The 18,139-nt window shown below is 72.6% G+C and carries 17 protein-coding genes and 1 pseudogene; 10 read left to right on the top strand and 8 right to left on the bottom strand.

Annotated features, from left to right (window positions below; genetic code table 11):
* Window positions 1-114: 114 nt before the first annotated feature.
* Together ACIQU3_RS24195 and ACIQU3_RS24190 are read left to right on the top strand one after the other, a co-directional pair.
* A complete protein-coding gene (locus ACIQU3_RS24195) occupies window positions 115-1,566 on the top strand; it encodes an NCS1 family nucleobase:cation symporter-1 (RefSeq protein WP_403927677.1) in 1,452 nt (483 codons plus the stop codon).
* Window positions 1,567-1,570: 4 nt separating this feature from the next.
* A complete protein-coding gene (locus ACIQU3_RS24190; RefSeq protein WP_403729786.1) occupies window positions 1,571-2,293 on the top strand; it encodes an aspartate/glutamate racemase family protein in 723 nt (240 codons plus the stop codon).
* A 1-nt stretch (window position 2,294) separates the two neighbouring features.
* On the opposite strand, the gene ACIQU3_RS24185 is transcribed toward ACIQU3_RS24190, so the two are convergent.
* Entirely contained in the window at window positions 2,295-2,900 is a 606-nt protein-coding gene (locus tag ACIQU3_RS24185) for a gamma carbonic anhydrase family protein (RefSeq protein WP_403927674.1), read from the bottom strand.
* 110 nt (window positions 2,901-3,010) lie between these two features.
* Window positions 3,011-3,412 (bottom strand): RidA family protein, encoded by a 402-nt coding sequence (locus ACIQU3_RS24180; RefSeq protein WP_403927671.1) that lies wholly within the window; start codon window positions 3,410-3,412, stop codon window positions 3,011-3,013.
* A 213-nt stretch (window positions 3,413-3,625) separates the two neighbouring features.
* Between ACIQU3_RS24180 and ACIQU3_RS24175 the strand changes: the two genes are divergently transcribed.
* Window positions 3,626-4,420, top strand: a complete 795-nt coding sequence (locus ACIQU3_RS24175; protein ID WP_403927668.1) for a nucleotidyltransferase domain-containing protein — start codon at window positions 3,626-3,628, stop codon at window positions 4,418-4,420.
* On the opposite strand, the gene ACIQU3_RS24170 is transcribed toward ACIQU3_RS24175, so the two are convergent.
* Window positions 4,407-5,366, bottom strand: coding sequence for an expansin EXLX1 family cellulose-binding protein (locus tag ACIQU3_RS24170; RefSeq protein ID WP_403927665.1), 960 nt, complete (start codon window positions 5,364-5,366; stop codon window positions 4,407-4,409). The genes ACIQU3_RS24175 and ACIQU3_RS24170 overlap by 14 nt on opposite strands.
* 274 nt (window positions 5,367-5,640) lie before the next feature.
* Between ACIQU3_RS24170 and ACIQU3_RS24165 the strand changes: the two genes are divergently transcribed.
* Window positions 5,641-7,533: an FUSC family protein gene (locus ACIQU3_RS24165; RefSeq protein ID WP_403729800.1), complete on the top strand. Its 1,893-nt coding sequence runs from the start codon at window positions 5,641-5,643 to the stop codon at window positions 7,531-7,533.
* A 50-nt stretch (window positions 7,534-7,583) separates the two neighbouring features.
* On the opposite strand, the gene ACIQU3_RS24160 is transcribed toward ACIQU3_RS24165, so the two are convergent.
* Entirely contained in the window at window positions 7,584-8,537 is a 954-nt protein-coding gene (locus tag ACIQU3_RS24160) for an endonuclease/exonuclease/phosphatase family protein (protein ID WP_403729803.1), read from the bottom strand.
* A gap of 86 nt (window positions 8,538-8,623) precedes the next feature.
* On the opposite strand from ACIQU3_RS24160, the pseudogene ACIQU3_RS24155 reads away from it, so the two are divergent.
* A pseudogene (locus ACIQU3_RS24155) lies at window positions 8,624-9,932 on the top strand (amidohydrolase).
* Between the two features lie 207 nt (window positions 9,933-10,139).
* A complete protein-coding gene (locus tag ACIQU3_RS24150; protein WP_361116131.1) occupies window positions 10,140-10,322 on the top strand; it encodes a hypothetical protein in 183 nt (60 codons plus the stop codon).
* Between the two features lie 9 nt (window positions 10,323-10,331).
* Here the strand turns inward: ACIQU3_RS24150 and ACIQU3_RS24145 are convergent, their stop codons facing one another.
* From ACIQU3_RS24145 to ACIQU3_RS24135, 3 genes are all read right to left on the bottom strand, one after another.
* On the bottom strand, window positions 10,332-12,287 hold the full coding sequence (locus ACIQU3_RS24145; RefSeq protein WP_403729807.1) for an ABC transporter ATP-binding protein: 1,956 nt from the start codon (window positions 12,285-12,287) through the stop codon (window positions 10,332-10,334).
* 446 nt (window positions 12,288-12,733) lie between these two features.
* Window positions 12,734-13,168, bottom strand: a complete 435-nt coding sequence (locus tag ACIQU3_RS24140) for a hypothetical protein (protein WP_403729815.1) — start codon at window positions 13,166-13,168, stop codon at window positions 12,734-12,736.
* The gene (locus ACIQU3_RS24135) at window positions 13,165-13,821 is read right to left on the bottom strand and encodes an ATP-binding protein (protein ID WP_403729818.1); all 657 of its coding nucleotides are present in this window, start codon (window positions 13,819-13,821) and stop codon (window positions 13,165-13,167) included. The genes ACIQU3_RS24140 and ACIQU3_RS24135 overlap by 4 nt, the downstream gene beginning before the upstream one ends.
* Before the next feature lie 243 nt (window positions 13,822-14,064).
* Here ACIQU3_RS24135 and ACIQU3_RS24130 point away from each other — a divergent pair, with 243 nt between their 5' ends.
* From ACIQU3_RS24130 to ACIQU3_RS24120, 3 genes are all read left to right on the top strand, one after another.
* On the top strand, window positions 14,065-14,925 hold the full coding sequence (locus ACIQU3_RS24130; protein ID WP_403729825.1) for a helix-turn-helix transcriptional regulator: 861 nt from the start codon (window positions 14,065-14,067) through the stop codon (window positions 14,923-14,925).
* Window positions 14,926-15,180 (top strand): DUF397 domain-containing protein, encoded by a 255-nt coding sequence (locus ACIQU3_RS24125; protein ID WP_403729830.1) that lies wholly within the window; start codon window positions 14,926-14,928, stop codon window positions 15,178-15,180.
* A gap of 111 nt (window positions 15,181-15,291) precedes the next feature.
* Window positions 15,292-16,104: an SAM-dependent methyltransferase gene (locus ACIQU3_RS24120; RefSeq protein WP_403927662.1), complete on the top strand. Its 813-nt coding sequence runs from the start codon at window positions 15,292-15,294 to the stop codon at window positions 16,102-16,104.
* Window positions 16,105-16,186: 82 nt separating this feature from the next.
* Here ACIQU3_RS24120 and ACIQU3_RS24115 read toward each other — a convergent pair whose 3' ends face one another.
* On the bottom strand, window positions 16,187-17,599 hold the full coding sequence (locus ACIQU3_RS24115) for a PLP-dependent aminotransferase family protein (protein WP_403729838.1): 1,413 nt from the start codon (window positions 17,597-17,599) through the stop codon (window positions 16,187-16,189).
* Between the two features lie 47 nt (window positions 17,600-17,646).
* Here ACIQU3_RS24115 and ACIQU3_RS24110 point away from each other — a divergent pair, with 47 nt between their 5' ends.
* Entirely contained in the window at window positions 17,647-18,132 is a 486-nt protein-coding gene (locus ACIQU3_RS24110) for a carboxymuconolactone decarboxylase family protein (protein WP_403729841.1), read from the top strand.
* Window positions 18,133-18,139 lie beyond the last annotated feature (7 nt).

The following is an 18,139-nucleotide window of genomic DNA, read 5'->3' as shown; positions in this document are numbered from 1 at the left end:
CGATATCTGTCAGAACGGTTGGCGGAGAGACCATGAGCGCAGTTTGGTATACCAAACACGTCGTGCAGCCCCCCGCAACGCAGTCCTCCGTCGTCCCCTTGCTCTGGAGGCCCCGTGTCCCTCGCCGATCGTGCCGCGCCCACCGGCACCGCATCCTTCGTCCCCGATCCCCGGCTCACCAACGAAGATCTCGCGCCTGCCGGCAAGCGCAACTGGAAGGTCTTCGACCTCTTCGCCATGTGGATGTCCGACGTCCACAACCTCGGCAACTACACGTTCGCCGCCGGACTGCTCTTCCTCGGCATGAACGTCTGGCAGATCTTCACGTCCCTGCTCGTCGGGTTCGTGATCATCTATATCGGCATGAACTGGATGGGGAAGATCGGCCAGCGCCACGGAGTGCCCTTCCCGGTGGTCAGCCGCATCGCGTTCGGGATCTGGGGTGCCAACGTCCCGGCGCTGATCAGAGCGGTGATCGCCATCATGTGGTACGGCATCCAGACCTACCTCGCCTCCGTCGCGGTCAACGTGATGCTGCTGGCGGCCTGGCCCGGCCTGGAGTCCTGGACGCACAACTCCTTCCTCGGCCTGGACGCGCTCGGCTGGGTCTCCTTCATCGCCCTGTGGCTCGTGCAGGCGGCGATCATCAGCCGCGGCATGGAATCGGTCCGCAAGTTCCAGGACTTCTGCGGCCCGGCGATCTGGCTCGTGATGATCGCGCTGGCCGTGTGGATCCTCTACAAGGCGGGCTGGACGATCTCCCTCACCTCCACCCCGCACCCGGTCTCGGTCGGTGAGCAGTGGCGCCAGTGGTTCGGCGCGATCGGCCTGGTCCTCGCCACGTACGGCACCCTGATGCTCAACTTCTGCGACTTCTCCCGCTTCGCCCCCGACTACAAGTCGGTCAAGCGCGGAAACTTCTGGGGCCTGCCCATCAACTCCACGGCTTTCGTGATCGTCTCGGTCATCGTCACCGCGGGCGCCTTCGAGGTCTTCGGCAAGGAGATCACCGACCCCGCCTACCTGGTCGCCGAGATCGGCAACACCTGGGTGCTGGTTGTGGGCGCGCTGACCTTCGCCATCGCCACCATGGGCGTCAACATCGTCGCCAACTTCGTCTCACCGGCGTACGACCTGGCCAACGTGTGGCCGCAGAAGATCACCTTCAAGGTCGGCGGCATGATCAGCACCGTCGCGGCGCTGCTCGTCACCCCCTGGAACCTCTTCTCCAACCCGACCGTCGTGAACTACTTCCTCGGCGGCCTCGGCGCCTTCCTGGGCCCGCTGTTCGGCGTGATCATGGTCGACTACTACTGGGTCAAGCGCGGCCGCGTGAACGTCGACGAGCTGTTCGACGCCTCCCCGGGGGCCCGCTACCACTACCGCAAGGGCTTCAACCCCAAGGCACTGTGGGCGTTCCTGCCGGCCGCCGGTGTCGCGGCGGTGCTCGCGCTGGTGAAGACCTTCAGCGACGTCGCCCCGTACTCCTGGTTCATCGGCACGGCGCTCGCCGCCGGGCTGTACGCGGCCCTGTGCCGTCCCGAGCGTGCGACTGCGGAGGTCTGACAACGTGCGGATCGTCGTCACCAACTGCAACACCACGCAGGAGATGACCGAGGAGATCGTACGAGGTGCCCGGGCCGCCGCAGGCCCGGGCACCACCGTGACCGGACTGACCCCCGCCTGGGGGCCGGCGTCCGCGGAGGGCTGGCTCGACAGCTATCTGTCCGCCGCGGCCGTCCTGGACACGCTGCGGACCTACGACGGACCGCAGTACGACGCCGTGGTCATGGCCGGATTCGGGGAGCACGGGAGGGAGGGCGCACGGGAACTGGTCGACGTACCGGTCGTCGACATCACCGAGGCCGCGGCCCATCTCGCCTGCCTGCTGGGACGCCGCTACGGCGTCGTGACCACCCTGGAGCGCTCGTGCGGCCAGATCGAGGACAGCCTGGAGACGGCCGGCGTCGCGCGCAACTGCGCGGCGATCGTCGGCACGGGCCTGAACGTGCTCGACCTCGGCGACCACGAGCGGACCGAGACGGCGTTCCTCGCCGCCGCCGAACGGGCCTGCGCGGCCGGGGCCGAGGTGCTCGTCCTGGGCTGCGCCGGCATGACGGGGCTGCAACGGGCCGTGGGGGAGAAACTGGGCCTGCCGGTCGTCGACGGGGTCGCCGCGGCGGTCCGGCTCGCCGAGTCGCTGGTGGCACTGGGCCTGACCACGAGCAGGACGGGGAGCTACGCCGGGCCGCTGCCCAAACGACGGGTGTGGGGGAGGCCCCCGGGACAGTAGTTCATACGGGGCCGTCCAGAACGACGTCGTCGTGATGAGCCGCGTAGAAGGCCGCCTGCCGGGCCATCACCTCCCGCATCGGCGTGCCGCGCGGGATGCCGTACACCGTGCCGGGGAAGTCCAGCGCCTCCTGGATCTGCCAGAGCTCGTCGTGCTCCCCGGGCGCGAAGAGCCGGGCCCGCGGAGCGCCCGCCGCGATCCAGCCGATGGGCAGGACCGTGCCGGGCGGCAGCACGGAGTTGACGTGCAGCACGCTGTGGATCCGCAGTTCCGAACCGGTACCGGCGACGGCCCCCGGGAAGACACAGGCGCCCGTGGCCACGAAGACCTCGTCCTCCAGGGTCGCCCCGTTGACATGGGCGTGCGGGCCGACGAGCACCGCGTCACCGATCACGGCGGGGTGCCGGGCCCGTCCCCGCACCAGCGCGTTCTCCATGACGACGACGTCCGAACCGGTCCTTACCTCCCCGTCCTCGGCGGTGAGCACGGCTCCGTGCAGCACCCGGCTGCGCTCACCGAGGACGACCGCCCCGCACAGCACGGCCGTCGGGGCGACGTAGGCGGACTCGGGGACGACGGGACGCCGCCCGCGGTGTTCGATCAACATGGCGGTCCTCGTCTGCTCGGGAACGACGGCCGTCCGCCGGCTCCGGGACGACGGCCGCCGGTCTTCTCGTGACGACGGCCGCCGGTCTTCTCGTGACGACGGCCGCCGGACTACTCGGGGACGACAGCCGTCGCCGTAATCTCCACCAACTGTCCCGTGTACCCGAGGCAGGCCACGCCGATCAGCGTCGACGAGTGCGGGCCCGTGCTGAGCCCGGACGCCTCGACCACGCTCCAGACGGCGGACAGCACGGCCGGCTCGCTGCTCACCACGTACACGTCGGTCGCCACGACATGAGCCAGATCGCTCCCGACGGCGCCCAGTTGCTCCCGCAGATTGTCGATGACCTGCTCGGCCTGCCGCACGGGATCTCCGGGCCCGACGAGCGCGCCGTCGGGGCCCAGCGGTACGGACCCGGCGAGGAACGCCAGCCGCGTGCCGGCTTCCACCACGGACGCGTGGGAGTAGGAGGGCGGCGGGAAGAGGCTCGGGACGGTGACGCGGCGAATCACGTGAGGTCTCCGATCTGCGGGCGGCGGCGGGACAACCCGATCATGCGGGCCATCCGCCGTGCCCGCACGCGTATTTCGGTACCCGGTGACGGGGCCGCCCTCCTACGCTGCCCGGGACCCGTCCGACCTGGGAAGCGTCTGCCGGGGATCCATCCGGCCCGGGCACGCCCGCCCCGGAGCCGGCCATTCGAAGCCCCCGACCTGGAGCCCGCCGTGCCCGTTCTCCCCGACCGCGCCCTCCCCGACCATTCCTTCCTCGCCGCCACCGCCGGCCGTCTGGCCGGCCTGCCCGCCGTCGAGGCCGTCACGCTCGGCGGCTCCGGGGCCCAGGGGACCGAACGGCCCGACAGCGACTGGGACCTGGCGCTCTACTACCGGGGCGCCTTCGACCCGGCCGACCTCCGGGCGGTCGGCTGGGAGGGCGAGGTCTGCGAGATCGGCGCCTGGGGCGGCGGCGTCTTCAACGGAGGGGCCTGGCTGACGATCGAGGGCCGTCGCGTGGACGTCCACTACCGCGATCTGGACGTCGTCGAGCACGAGGTGGCGGAGGCTGAGGCGGGCCGCGTCCGCGTCGAGCCCCTCATGTTCCACCTGGCGGGCATCCCGACGTACCGGCTCGTCGCCGAGCTGGCGGTCAACCGCGTGCTGCGGGGCGAACTGCCGCGCCCGGACGGCTATCCGCGGGCCCTGCGCGAGAGCGCCCCGGCGCACTGGCACGGCACGGCGGCGGCCACCCTCGCCTACGCCCGGGCCGGCCACGCCCCGAAGAACGCCGTCACGCAGGTCGCGGGCGCGATCGCCCTCGCCGCGACCCAGACCGCGCACGCGGTGCTGGCGGCGCGCGGGGAGTGGGTCACCAACGAGAAGGGGCTGGTGGCGCGGGCGGGGCTGGGCGAGGTGGACGTGGTGCTGCGCGGCCTGACGGACGGCCCGGACGCGCTCGCCCGGGCCGTCGCCGACACGCAGACACTTCTGGCCCGGGCCGTGGAAGCCGTCACCGCCGGGTGAACTGCACGCGGGTCGGCTGGACGGTGTCCGGGCGGATGGGGATGCCGCCCACGGTGAGTTGTTCGCCGTAGATGTCGGTGAGCCTGAGGGAGCCGCCGCAGCCGGTGCCGCCGGGGGAGAGGAAGTAGTTGTACTCGGTACGCGTCAGCCGGGTCCAGCCGCTGCCCGTCCTGACCTCCAGCCGGGCGAGCGGATTGCGGTGGCCCAGCGCCTGGACGCCGCACCAGTGGCTGCTGGAGCCGGTCTTGTAGCGGATCGAGAGGTTCTGGGACGTGTCGGGGCTCTGCAGGCTCCAGGTGATCGGTATCCGGCCCGCCGAGAGCCCGGCCAGCTTCGCGAAGGCCTCCTTGCTGAGGTCGAGTTGACCGGGGGCGCAGGGCAGGGGGCACTCGTTGGTGATCCGGACCGTGACGGAGGCGCCGTTCGCCGCCCGGACGAGGATGTACGCCCCGCACGCCCGGGACGTCTCGTAGTCGGTGTGGTTCATCGCCGCGACCATGAGGTCGGAGCTCGGGCCGTACAGGCAGGCGCCGTCACCGTCCTTGGCGTCGTAGTGCGTGGCGACCCCGTTGTAGGTGGTTCCGGGCTTGATCCGTCCCGCCAGGGGAGCCGTGCCGGACACCGGACGCGGTGCGGACGACCGGGTGGCGGCGGGCGAGGGCCGCGCCGAACGGGTGGTCGCGGCGGGCGCCGGAACCCGGGGGGCCTTGGAAGCTTCGGCGGCCTCGGAGGGCTTTGGGGCCGGTGACCCCGTGCGGGTCGACGGCGGGGCGGCCGGCCGGGCGCCGGTGGCGGCCTGGGCGTCGGTGCGCACCGTGTCCGGCTCGCCGCCGGGGCGCAGGGCGATCACGAGGGAGACCAGGAGACCCACGGCCGCCGCGGCGACCGTGAGGACGAGGGCCGTGCGCCGCTTGCGGAGGGGACGGCGGTGGGATCGGGATGCCACGGATGAGTCCTTCGGGTCCGTGCGTCGTTCGGGAGAACGCGCGCTCACGCCCCACAGTGGCCACCGGGTTCGAAAAGGTTGCCGCGGCTTCTCTCCCGGTCACCGGCTCTGATTGCGTACATAAAGAACACCGGTTCCACGGCGCCCGACACGTTCCGGAAACCTGTTCTCCAGGAACCCCGCCTACCGTGGACCACCACACCACACCACACCACGCCCCGGCCGCCGTCGCCCGAAGGCCCACCCCTGCCCTCGCCGAGACGACAGGAGCACCGTGCCCCGCCGCAACGCCCCGACGCTTCCGCCCTGGCTCGCGCACGCCCTGCGTGCCCAGCGGGGGCCGGTGCCCTGGAGCGCGGTGACGCGCGGCGCCCTGTCGGCCGGCCCCCTCCTGCTGGTGGCCGTGCAGACCGGGCTCACCTCCCTGGGCGTCGTCGCCGCCATCGCAGCCATGCTCGCCGGGATCAACGACCGGCCCGGGAGCCGGCGCCGGTCGGTCGAGCGGATCGGCGTGCCCGCCCTGGGCGGTGCGGCGGGGCTGGTGATCGGGACGTACACCGGGCAGGAGACCGGGGCGGTCGCGCTCACCGTGGTGCTCTCGGTCGTCGGGCTCGTCGCCGGGGGGATGAGCGCCGTCGGGCCCGTCGCGTCCGCCGCCGGAACGCAGGTACTGGTCGGCGCCGCGATCGGCGCCGGGATGCCCCTGCCGGAGCCAGGGTGGCAGCGGGCGCTCGCCTTCCTCGCCGGCGCGGGCTGGCTGCTCGCGCTGCGCCTCGTCCTGCCCACGCCCGGCTCGCTCGCCGGTGACTTCCGGTTCGACGGGGAGCGCACGGCCGTCGCCGGGGTGTACGAGGCCGTCGCCGAACTGCTCGACGCCGTCGGCGGTCCGGACGCCGTCCGCCGCCGGGCCGCGCTCACCGCCGCCCTCGACCACGCCCAGGACGCCCTCGCCGGGCCCCGGCTGCGGAAGTACGCCTCGTCCTCCGCCGAGCGGCGGCTGCACGCGCAGTACGCCGCGGCCCTGCCCCTCGCGGAGGCCGCCACCGCCCTCGCCTGGGCCGAGGAACCCGTCGCCGAACGGGCCTCCGAAGGCCCCCGCCGGCTCGCCGCCGCCGTGCGCGGCAACACCCACACCGGGCCGCTTCCGGCCCCCGCCCGTTCGGCGCCCGCCCTGCGTGCCCTCGACGACGCCCTCCTGCACGCCGCCGAGGTGTTCGACCAGGGCCGGGGCGGCGACCTGCACACCCGGCCCCGCAGCGTCCGGGACCGGCTGCGCGCCGTCCTCGGCAGTGCCGGTCGCGAGTACGGGCTGCGCGTCGCCCTCTGCTTCGGCGCCGGCTCGGCGGTCGCCCAGGCTCTGCACCGGAGCCAGTGGTACGGGCAGCACGATCACTGGTACTGGCTGCCCGCAACGGCCGTCTTCCTGGTCAAGCCCGACCTCGGGCCGCTCGCCTCACGCGTGCTGAACCGGGCCGCCGGGACCGTCCTGGGGGCGCTGCTCTTCGCCGGGCTCGCCGCCGCCCTGCCCCACCCGGAAGGGCTGATCGCGCTCGTCGCCCTCAGCGGAGCGCTGATACCCGTGGCCACACGGCACTTCGCCGCGCAGACCGCCGTCGTCACCGTCCTCGTCCTCGCGCTCGTCATGGTCGGCGGCGAGCCCCAGGCCTCCGCCGGCCGGATCGGCGAGACGCTGCTGGCCTGCGCGATCGTGCTGGTCGTCGGACACCTGCCGATACCCGGGCGGCGCGGCGGGGGAGTGCGCGCCCGGCTCGCGGCGGCGGACCGGGCCGCGCACGCCTACCTCACGCACGTGCTCGCCGAGGCCGGCGCCCCACGCATCGGGACCTCCGGCACCCCCTCCGGCCACCGCGTCACCCGCTGGACCCTGCGCCGCGAGGCCTACCGCACCCTGGCCGAGGCCCGTTCGGCGATCTCCCTCGCCGCCCACGAACTGCCCGCCCTCGCACGGCACACCGAGGGCGCCGACGAGGTGGCCGGCCTCCTCGAACGTCTCGTCGACACCACGACCGCCTGCGCCGTGCACCTCGACGACACCGGCCGGATCGGACCCGGCCACGAGGAGCGCCTCACGGCACTCCTCGCCGAACTCACCGGACGGGGAACCCGGGTGGGCCTGCGACCGCACCGGGCACCCCTCGCCGGCTAGGTGGTTTCCGACGGATCTGCGCGTCGCGACACCCGGTACGGTCACGGCGCTCAGCCGCCGACCCGCACCCACACCGGAGCGTGGTCCGACCCGGGCTCGCCCCGCCGTTCCGCCGGGTCCGGGCCGACCGAAGGCAGGCCGGGCGGGCCCTCGCCGGGCAGGCCCGTGCCCGCCGCCGTCGCCCGGTGCACCAGACGGTGGCTCAGCAGCACGTGGTCGATCAGCTCGTGCCGCCCGGAGTTCACCCGGGACCAGCGCTGCCCCGGAGGGATGAGCGGAGCCACGTCCCACAGCCGCGTGGCGTCGCCCCGGTCCGGACGGTCGTGGCCCGGTGTGCCGATCTCCGAGCCCGGCGGGCCGAGCAGGAGCTGCGTGGTCGCCGCCTGCACCTCGTCGTTCAGGTCGCCCAGGACCGCCACGTCCCGCCCCTGCCCGTCCCGGTCCAGCAACTCGTCGGCCAGGGCGCGCAGTGCCGTCGCCTCGGCGGCCCGCCGATAGAGGGCGTAGGCGCCGTAGCGGGCGCGTTCACCCTCGTCGCGTGGCTGGAAGCGGCCGTTCGGATAGGACAGCAACTTCGACTTCAGATGACAGACGGCCACCCGCAGCGGACCGTCCCCGCCCTCGGTCTCGACCGCCAGGACACCCCGCCCCGCCTGCCCCGCCGTCAGCCCCGAGTCGTCCGCCTGGACGGGACGCAGTTCCGCCGGGAGCGCCCGCGTGTCGGCCACCACGGTCATCGGCGTACGACTGAGGAACCCGACCCGTATCCCCCGGCTGTCCGGATGCTCGGACAGGGCGACGTGCCAGTCGTCGTCGAGCATCCCGGCCAGGTCCTTCAGGGCCTCCGGGTCCCCGACCTCCTGCACGCCCAGCACGGTCGGATCGAGTTCGGTGATCACGGCGGCGAGGGCGGCGAGCTTCGCCTCGTACCCGGCCTCGTCCCGTGGGCCGTACGGGCCGCCGGGCCGGTAGAGGTTCTCCAGGTTCCACGTGCCGAGGAGCATGCCGGGCTCCCTTCAGAAGCCGACAGTCGCGGTGGTGAGGCCAGGATGAGCGCCCGGGCCGTCCCGCGACAGAGCCGTGACGGGATATGCGGTCCGGCTCATGCCGCCCTACGACACCGTCGTACGTTGGCGTGGTGACGCCTTCCGCCGCGGACAGTCCCGCCGAGCTCATCATCAGCGCATGTACGGTCCTCGTGCACGACGATCAAGAGCGGATCGGGTTCGCGGAGGACTCCGCGATTGTCGTACGGAACGGCCTCGTCGAGGCGGTCACGACCACCGCCGAGGCAGCGGACCTGCCCGCCGCCGAGCGCATCGACGCCCCCGGCCAGGTCGCCCTGCCCGGCCTGATCAACTGCCACACGCACGCCTCGATGGTCGCCCTGCGCGGCCTCGCCGAGGACCTGCCGACCGACGCGTGGTTCAACGACGTCGTCTGGCCCGTCGAGTCCAACCTCACGGCCACGGACGTCTAGTTGGGGGCGCGCTCGCCTGCGCCGAGATGATCCGCGCGGGCGTCACCTGCTTCGCCGACCACTGCTTCGCCATGGACACCGTCGCCCGGGCGTTCGCGGAAACCGGCATGCGGGCGCTGCTCGGGGAGGCCTTCTTCTCGTCGCAGGGCCCCGAAGGCCGGGAGCGGTCACTACCCACGCCGCCGAGAACCGCGACCAGACCGAGGCCAGCGTGGCCCGCCACGGCGTCACGCCGATCGAGGTCCTGGAACGCACCGGCATCCTGGCCGCGGACGTACTCCTCGCCCACGGCACCGGCATCACCGACCGCGATCTGCCCGTCCTGGAGCGGGCGGGCGGTCGTACGGCCGTCGCCGGCGCGCCCCGCGGCTACCTCGAGTTCGCCTGGCCCGGCACCACACCAGTGCGCCCTGCGCGACATCGGCGTCGACGTCGGACTCGCCACCGAAGGCGCCGCCTCCAACAACAACCTCGACGTGTGGGAGTCCATGACCCTCACCGCCCTGGTGCAGAAGGCGGCCGAGGGCGATCCCCGCCGGCTGACCTCCCGCCAGGCTCTGCACCAGCCACCCTGCAGAGCGCCCGGCCCGTGGGACTCGGGGACGACATCGGCAGCATCGCGCCGGGCCGGAAGGCGGACATCGTCCTGGTCGACCTCACGGGACCCCACACCCGTCCGGTCCACGATGTCGCCGCCACCCTCGTGCACAGCGCCCGTTCCGCCGACGTCCGCACCACGATCGTCGACAGGCGGATCCTCATGCACGACCGGGAACTGCTCACGATCGACGTGCCGACGGTGGTCCGGGAACTGGAGGAGCGGCTGCCCGCGCTCGTCGACCGCGGCCACGGCCATGGCATCCAGCAGTACGACACCTGTCGGCACACAGAGCACCCGAGGGGCGCGCGTCGGCTGTGATGCGCCTGTGAGGCATGAGCACTTCCGGTATCACGATTCGTGCGACGACTGATACGGAAAGTGAACACATGCGCCAAGAGGCTGAGAAGTTGGTCACACTAAGCGGTGAACGCGTGTCGAGTACGTCTCAGAACCGTCACTTCGCGAGCCGTTCACCCCATGGTTGGCGTTTAACTCTACGAGTACAGCGCGACATGGAGGTGCAGGGTGAACGGGCGAACGGTGCTCGAGCGCTTTCCCGCAGGTGGGCCGCGAGGCTCCTGGCCTGCGGAGGAGTTCGCGCAGGCACGGCGCAGCGAGGGCCTGCCCGCCGAGGTCGTCATGGACCTCGCCTCGGACATGTTCCTGGTGATCGTGCGCAGCGGGGACGCGGCCGACGCCACGGCCTGACGCGCGCCGTCAGCCCGCCTTCGGCGCCGGCACCTTCCCGGCCGGCGCGGGCGACGAGGCGAACTGCTCCGCCTGGAGCGCGTACAGCTCGGCGTAGAGCCCACCGGTCGTCAGCAGCTCGTCCGGTGTTCCCGACTCCACGAGCCGGCCCTGGTCCAGGACGTGCACCAGATCCGCGTGCCGTACGGACGCCAGCCGGTGCGTGATCAGCACGACCGTCTGGCCGCTGTCGGCCAGGGCCCGGATCCGCTCGAAGACCTCCAGCTCGGCCCGGGCGTCCAGGGCCGCGGTCGGTTCGTCCACGATCAGGATGCGGCCCCTGCGGTAGGCCGCCCGGGCGATGCCGAGCCGCTGCCATTGGCCGCCCGACAACTCGTGCCCGCCGCTGAAGTTGCGGGCGAGCAGGGTGTCCAGCCCGCGCGGCAGGTCCGCGATCACCGTCTGCGCCCCGGCCTCGGCGACCGACGCGGCCAGCCGGTCCTCGCACACGGGCACCGAGGGGCGCCCCAGCGCGACGTTCACCCGGGCCGTGAACGGCCATCGCTTGAAGTCCTGGGCCACCATCGCGATCCGTTCGGCCAGCAGACGCCGGTCGGCGGTCGCCGCGTCCACGTCGTCCCACAGGATCCGTCCCCGCTCCGGGGTGTAGAGCCCGGCGAGCAGCTTCACCAGGGTCGTCTTGCCTGAGCCGTTCTCACCGACCAGTGCCACGATGCGGCCCAGCGGCAGGGTGAGCGTCACGTCGTCGAGGGCGGGGCGGGCGGACTCGCCCGGGTAGCGGAAGGTGACGTTCTCGAAGCGGATCTCGCGCGGATCCTCCGGCAGCGGTGCGCCGCCCGCCGGGATCGCCCACTGGTCCGCCTCGGTGTACAGCCGGTGCAGGTCGCCGACGAAGAGCGCCTCCTCGTGCAGCGCGTTGACCTCCACCACGAGCGTGTCGAGGCTCTGCGACCCGGTCCGGATCGCGATCACGGCCGTACCCGCCACCGACAGGGCCATCGCGCCCGCCAGCAGCAGTCCGCCCAGCGTCGCGTACGTGGCCACCGTGGCCAGGCCCGTCCACGCCGCGGCGATCAGACCGGTGCGCGCGGCGAGCCTCGCCAGCCGGGCCTGCTCCGCCTCGGCCGTCTCCGACATCGCGCGGAAGTGCCGCAACAGAAAGGACCCCACCCCGTGCACCCGGATCTCGGGAGCCGCCTCGGGCTCGATGAGCAGGCTGCCGAGCAGCCGACCCGCACGGGCGTGCTGCACCCAGGCGTGGAAGGACTCGTAGCGCCGCCGGGCGACAGTCAGCGCGCTCCAGGCACTCGGCAGGGTCATCGTGACCAGCAGCGGCAGCAGGGCGGGGTGCAGAACGGTGAGCACGCCCGCCGCCGCGACCAGCGAGATCATCGCGTTGATCACGCGGGTACCGTAGGAGATCATCCGGCGCGCGGAGGCCGCGCCGTACTGCGCGGTGTCCAGCAGCTTGTGGAAGGCATGGTCCTCGATCGCGGCCAGCTCCACCGCCGCGGCCCGCTCCAGGTAGCGCTCGGTCGCCACACGCTCGACCTTGGGCTCCAGCCGGCCGGTGGCGTAGGTGCTCGCGGCCCGCAGCAGGGCGGCGAGGAACATCACGGCCGCGACCGTGACCAGGGCGGGGACCGCTCCGCGCAGACGGTCGTCGATCGGGCCGCCGCCCATCAGCCGGGCCAGGACGCTGTTCACCGCGAGCAGGCTCACCGCCTGTGCGACACCCCGGCCGGCCTCGGCGGCCAGCACGATCCGCGCGGCGCTCCGGTCCGCCTGCCGGGCGAGCCGGAGGCTGGCCGCGAGCAGGGACGGCAGCCGGGTGATCATGGCGCGGAAGCTCAGCTCGAGGAACGCGTCGGCGTGGCTGTTCCACCCCATGTCGTAGCGCAGCGGTCCGCCGAAGAGCAGCCGCTCCGACTCGGACACCTCCGGCGCGGTCCGCTTCTTTCCCACGGTCGACCGACCTCCCCCGCTCGGGCCCGCTGCTGAACGAACGGCCACTATCGCGGGGCGGGCACCGGCCCGGGCAGGGCGCAGCCCGGGGCGCCGGAGGCGCGCGGGCGCACGACCGGGCCGGGAGAGGTGCGGGGTGGCGCGGGGGTGCGGCGTGGTGTGGGTGGCGGAGCGGCTGCTCTTCGGCGGGCCGCCGCGCTGCGGGATACGACGGGCCAGGGGCGCGGAGGAGGAGTGTGGGGGGTGAGCCCGAGCCGTGGGTGGGCCGCGGCGGGCGCGGTCGGGTGCGCGCTGGTGTGCTGTGCGGGTGCGCGCCGGTGTGACTTGCGGGTGTGCGCCGGTGTGCTGTGCAGTGTGTGCCGGTGTGCTGTGCGGTTCTCCGGACATCGGTCGCGCTCACCGCGGACCGGGCTTGAGGCCGGCTTGCCCGAACAGGTCGGCTTCGCTTACGCGCTGACCGGACGCGACCAGGACGGCGCCGTCCCCGTCGCGCGGCACAGGGCCAGATAGAGGGGGATCGGCGGGGTGTACGGAAGGGTGCCGTCCGGGCGGTGGATCAGCTCCGGGAGCTCCAGCAGGTCCGGGACGACCGCGCCGGTGACGTAGCGCGCCGGGGCGGGCCACTCCAGGGCGTGGTCGGAGTCGGACGGCACCAGCCACCACCAGTGCGTCTCGTCGGCGTAGACGCAGCCCACACGGGGCAGCCGCGGCATGACCGGCGGGCCGAGGCGGGCGGGGACGGCGATTGCGTCGCAGCCGAGCGGGGCCGTCATGCCGTCGGGTACGGGCAGCCGCAGCGCCGGGCCGGGTGTCCGCAGCCCGCGGCGGACGCGCAGCAGCGTGTCCAGGTTCAGCACGCGGCCTCCCGGTGCGGGGCTCACGCGTGTCCCCGCTCTCGGCGGCGCTCCTGCCGGGGCACTTCCGGGGTCGCGCGCGTATGACGTGCCTGGTGGGCGCCGTCGTCGGAGTCGTCGGACGGGTCCCGCTTGGGACGGGTGCCCCAGCCCAGGTCGCCCCGGGGCTCGGTCCGATCGTGCGGGATCTCCGCCGCACGCGGCAGCTCGGCCCAGACCAGCAGCCCGGGGCCGTCCTCCTGGGCGCCCCAGGACCTGCAGAGGGCGTCGACGAGGAGCAGTCCCCTCCCGTGCTCCTCCTCGGGCTGTGTCCGGCTCGCGGCGTGGGGCTGGCCGGGAGCGCAGCCTTCGTCGCGCACGGCTATCCGCACCAGGTCGTCGCCGTCGTGCAGCTCGCACACTATGTGGGTGCTCGCCGTGTGCACGATGGCGTTGGTGACCAGCTCGGACACCACCAGGGCCGCGCTGTCGCACGTGTCCTCGCACACCGACCAGCCCGTCAGCCGGGCTCGCGTCAGGCGTCTGGCCTGTGCCGGAGAACCCGGATGTGCGGCCAGCTCGAAACGGAACCGGCGCTCGGCAGCGGCCCCGAGGGGGACCTCTCCCGTGGCGGCGCCGAGCCCGATCGGGGCTCGCGCGGCGTCTGTTCCTAAGGGCGCGGACGGAATCACGCTTGCCACTATCGCCGTGCCATGAACACTTGGCAAGTGTCACTCTGAAAATTGCAGAGTGCTGTGTGACGGTCTGGAAGGCCATGGCACACTGCTCGCAACAGCACCCCGCGCGGCGCCAGTTGAGATCGTCGAAGGTCAGTTCGAAACGTTTGTTCGGATCGGCTCTTCGGAAACGTCCTCGAATGGCGCCGCCGGGCTGTCGGCGTTCTTTTGTGACCGGCTCGTCAGAACTCTTCCTGGAGGTGGAGCGTGAGTGAACCGCGGTCCGCACCGACGGTCGGTCAGGTCGTCCTCGGCCGCCGCCTGTTGGACCTGAGGGAAAGCGCCGGGATGAAGCGTGAGGAGGCCGCGCGCATCCTCCGCGTCGCCCCTGCCACGGTCCGCCGCATGGAGATGGCCGAGGTCGCGCTCAAAATCCCCTATCTGCAACTGCTCCTCAAGGCCTACGGAATCTCCGACGAGGAGTCCGAGGACTTCGTCCGGCTGGCCGAGGAGGCCAACAGGCCCGGCTGGTGGCAGCGTTTCCACGACATCCTGCCCGGCTGGTTCTCGATGTACGTGAGCCTCGAGGGTGCGGCCAGCGTCATCCGCAGTTATGAACCCCATTTCGTCCCCGGGCTGCTGCAGACCGAGGAGTACGCGCGCGCGGTGCTCCGGTCGGGCGCCATCGGCCAGACCCGGCCCGACGACATCGAGCGCCACGTCGCCCTGCGCATGCGGCGCCAGGACCTGCTCACCCGCGAGGACGCGCCCCGGCTGTGGGTCGTGATGGAGGAGACCGCGCTGCGGCGCCCGGCCGGCGGCCCGGAGGTGATGCGGGCCCAGATCGACAAACTGCTCGACGCCACGCAGCTGCACAACGTGACACTCCAGGTCGCCCCGTTCGCCAACGGGCCGCACCCGGGTACGTACGGGCCGTTCGTGCTGTTCCGATTCGCCGTGCCCGAACTGCCGGACATGGTCTACAGCGAGTACCTGACCGGCGCGGTCTATCTCGACGCGCGCGCCGAAGTGGCGACCCACCTCGAGGTCATGGACCGCATGGCGGCGCAGGCCGCTACGGCACATCGCACGAAGGAGATCCTCCGGGATCTCCGCAAGGAGCTGTGAATGGATCGCATCAAGCCGCGCAAACAGGTCTACAACGGCATGCCCGCGCGTGACTTGGGCAGCGAAGGCTGGCACAAGCCGTGGAGCGGCGGAAACGGAGGCAACTGCCTGGAGGCGATGAAACTCGCCGACGGCCGGATCGCCCTCCGTCAGTCCACCGACCCGGACGGTCCGGCGCTGATCTACACCACCGACGAGATGACGGCCTTCATCGAGGGGGCGAAGTCGGGGCAGGCGGACTTCCTGCTGTCCTGAGCAACGGCCGCCGTCCTTGGGGTCGTGTTGTTCCCGTCCTGCGGTTGTTCTCGCTCAACTTTCCTACAGTGGTGCTGAATTGACCGCCCCCTGTGCCCTACGGAGTGCCTCATGACCGGGCAGAACCCCACGCCGGCCGCCCAGATCGACACGACCAGACCCCATCCCGCGCGGATGTACGACTGGTACCTCGGCGGCAAGGACAACTACCCGGTCGACGAGGAGATGGGCCGGCAGATGCTCACCCTCGACCCGAGGGTGCCGGTGATGGCGCGGGTCAACCGCGCGTTCATGCACCGGGCCACGCGCTGGCTGGCCCGCGACGGCGTACGGCAGTTCCTCGACATCGGCACCGGCATCCCCACCGAGCCCAACCTCCACCAGGTCGCCCAGGAGACCGCACCCGGAGCCCGGGTCGTCTACTGCGACAACGACCCGATCGTCCTCGCCCACGCGGCGGCCCTGCTGCGTGGCGCGGACGAGGGCGTGACCGAGTACCTCCAGGCCGACGTGCGCGACCCGGACGCCATCCTGGAGGGTGCGAGGAAGGTCCTGGACTTCACCCGGCCCGTCGCGCTGTCGCTCGTCGCGCTGCTGCACTTCGTCTCCGACGAGGAGGGCGCCCACGACCTGGTCCGCCGGCTGCTCGCCGCGCTGCCCTCCGGCAGCTACCTGGTGATGACCCACGCGACCGCCGACTTCACTCCGGAGGAGTCGAAGGCGGCCACCGAGAAGCTGCGTGCGGCGGGCGTCACGCTGGCCCTGCGCTCCCGCGAGGAGTTCACCCGCTTCTTCGACGGCCTCGACCTCGTCGAGCCCGGTGTCGAGGTGCCCCACCGCTGGCACCCCGAGCTGGGCGAGCGCGTGCCCGGACAGGACGACGGGGTGATCCCCGGCTACGGGGCGATCGGGCGCAAGGCGTAGGTGTGCTGTCCGGGGACGTTGGTGAAACGCGTGTCGGGTGCTTGAACGGGTGAGGGCCTTCCGGGGTTCAGCCTCGGGCCGGTCACGGCGGTGGCAGAGCTCCGCACAGTGCCTCCAGGGCCGGCCCGTAGGCATGCTCGGACGGGGTCGCGTAGCCCACGACCAGCCCGTCGTGCACCGGCATGTCCGTCTCCGGATGCCGGAACGCGGCGAGACCGTCGAGGGCGACGCCCTGCCAGGCGGCTGCTTTGACCGCCGACGCCTCGGTGCCGGGCGGCAGCCGCAGCACCGCGTGCAGTCCGGCCGCGACACCGGTGGCCGCGATGTGCGGCGCGTGCTCGGCGAGCGCCGCGACCAGCCGGTCCCGGCGGCCGCGGTAACGCTGCCGCATCCGTCGCACATGCCGGTCGTACGCCCCCGAGCCGATGAAGTCCGCCAGGCCCAACTGGTCGAGGACGCTGGCCCACGCCTCGCGCTCGCCCTTGGCGTCCAGCACGGCGCCGACGTACCGCTGCGGCAGCACCATCCAGCCCAGCCGCACCGCCGGTGACAGGCTCTTGCTCACCGAGCCGATGTGGATCACGTGCTCCGGGTCGAGCCCCTGCACGGCGCCGACCGGCTTGCGGTCGTAGCGGAACTCGCCGTCGTAGTCGTCCTCCAGGACCAACCCGCCCCGTGCGCGCGCCCAGTCGATCACGGCGGTCCGGCGCGTGGGGTGCAGCGGACCGCCGGTCGGGAACTGGTGCGCCGGCGTGAGCAGCACCGCCCGCTCCCGCCCCAGCCGGTCCACCCGGGCGCCGTGTTCGTCGAGGGGCAGCGGCACGGTCCGCACTGCGGCCGCGGCCAGGACCTCCCGGTGGAACCCGAGCCCGTACGCCTCCACCGCCAGAGGCCCGCGCAGGACGCCACCGCCGAACAGCAGCCGCAGCGCGTGCGCGAAACCGGAACAGATCACGATCCGGTCCGGCGCGGTCCGCACGCCCCGCGCGCGTGCCAGGTACTCCGTGAGCACCTCCCGCAGTTCCAGCCGCCCTGCGGGGTCGCCCGGCCCGAACACCTCGTTGGGTGCCTGCTGCAGGGCCCGCCGGTAGGAGGTCAGCCAGGCGGTGCGCGGGAACGCCGAGGCGTCCGGGGTGCCCTGTGTCAGGTCGTGCCGGGGGCCACGCGCCCGTGGAGGTGCCGTCACGGGCACGCGAGCGGCCGGCCGCAACGGCTCCGCACGCTTCGCGACCCGCGTTCCCGAGCCCTGCCGTGCGCTGAGCCAGCCCTCGGCCACGAGCTCCGCGTAGGCGTCCGCCACCGTGTTGCGGGCGACACCGAGGTCCGCCGCGAGCGAGCGGTACGGCGGCAGCCGGGTGCCCGGAGCGAGCCGGCCACTGCGGACGGCCTCGCGCAGGGCCCGGATCAGCGCCGCCCGGCGACCGCCCGGCCCGGTCAGCTCCAGATGCAGGTCGGACCCGATCCGCTCCGCCGAATTGACCCACGAATCCACCATGGAAATGCACCATACAGCGGGTCTTTATGGCTCGTAGGTTGAAGAGCATGACGACGAACACGAGCACGAACGGAACCCAAGTGGCCGCGAACCGGCTGAACTTCGGCACCTCGGCCCCGAAGGCCTTCCGGGCCCTCATCGCCTTCGACGCCGCCGCACGCGAGGGCCTCGACCCGGCCCTCGTCGAACTGATCCAGATCCGCTCCTCGCACCTCAACCACTGCGCGTACTGCCTCCACATGCACACCGCCGACGCCCGCAAGGCCGGCGAGAGCGAGGACCGGCTGCACATGGTCGCCGTGTGGCGCGAGGCCCGCCACTTCTTCACCGAGCGGGAGCAGGCGGCCCTCGCCCTCACGGACGCGCTGACCCTCGTCGCCGACGCCGGCGTCCCGGACGACGTCTACGCGCAGGCGGCCGCACGGTTCGACGAGCGGGAACTCGCCCAGGTCCTCGCTCTGATCTGCGCGATCAACACGTGGAACCGGGTTGCGCTGTCGACGGCGAAAGTAGCGGGGACGGACGAGCGGTGATGCCTGG

The organism is Streptomyces sp. NPDC101110 (assembly GCF_044759525.1).
Classification (GTDB): Bacteria; Actinomycetota; Actinomycetes; order Streptomycetales; family Streptomycetaceae; genus Streptomyces.
The sequence above is the reverse complement of the archived record's forward strand: the minus strand, read 5'-3'. Positions and strand labels throughout refer to the sequence as shown.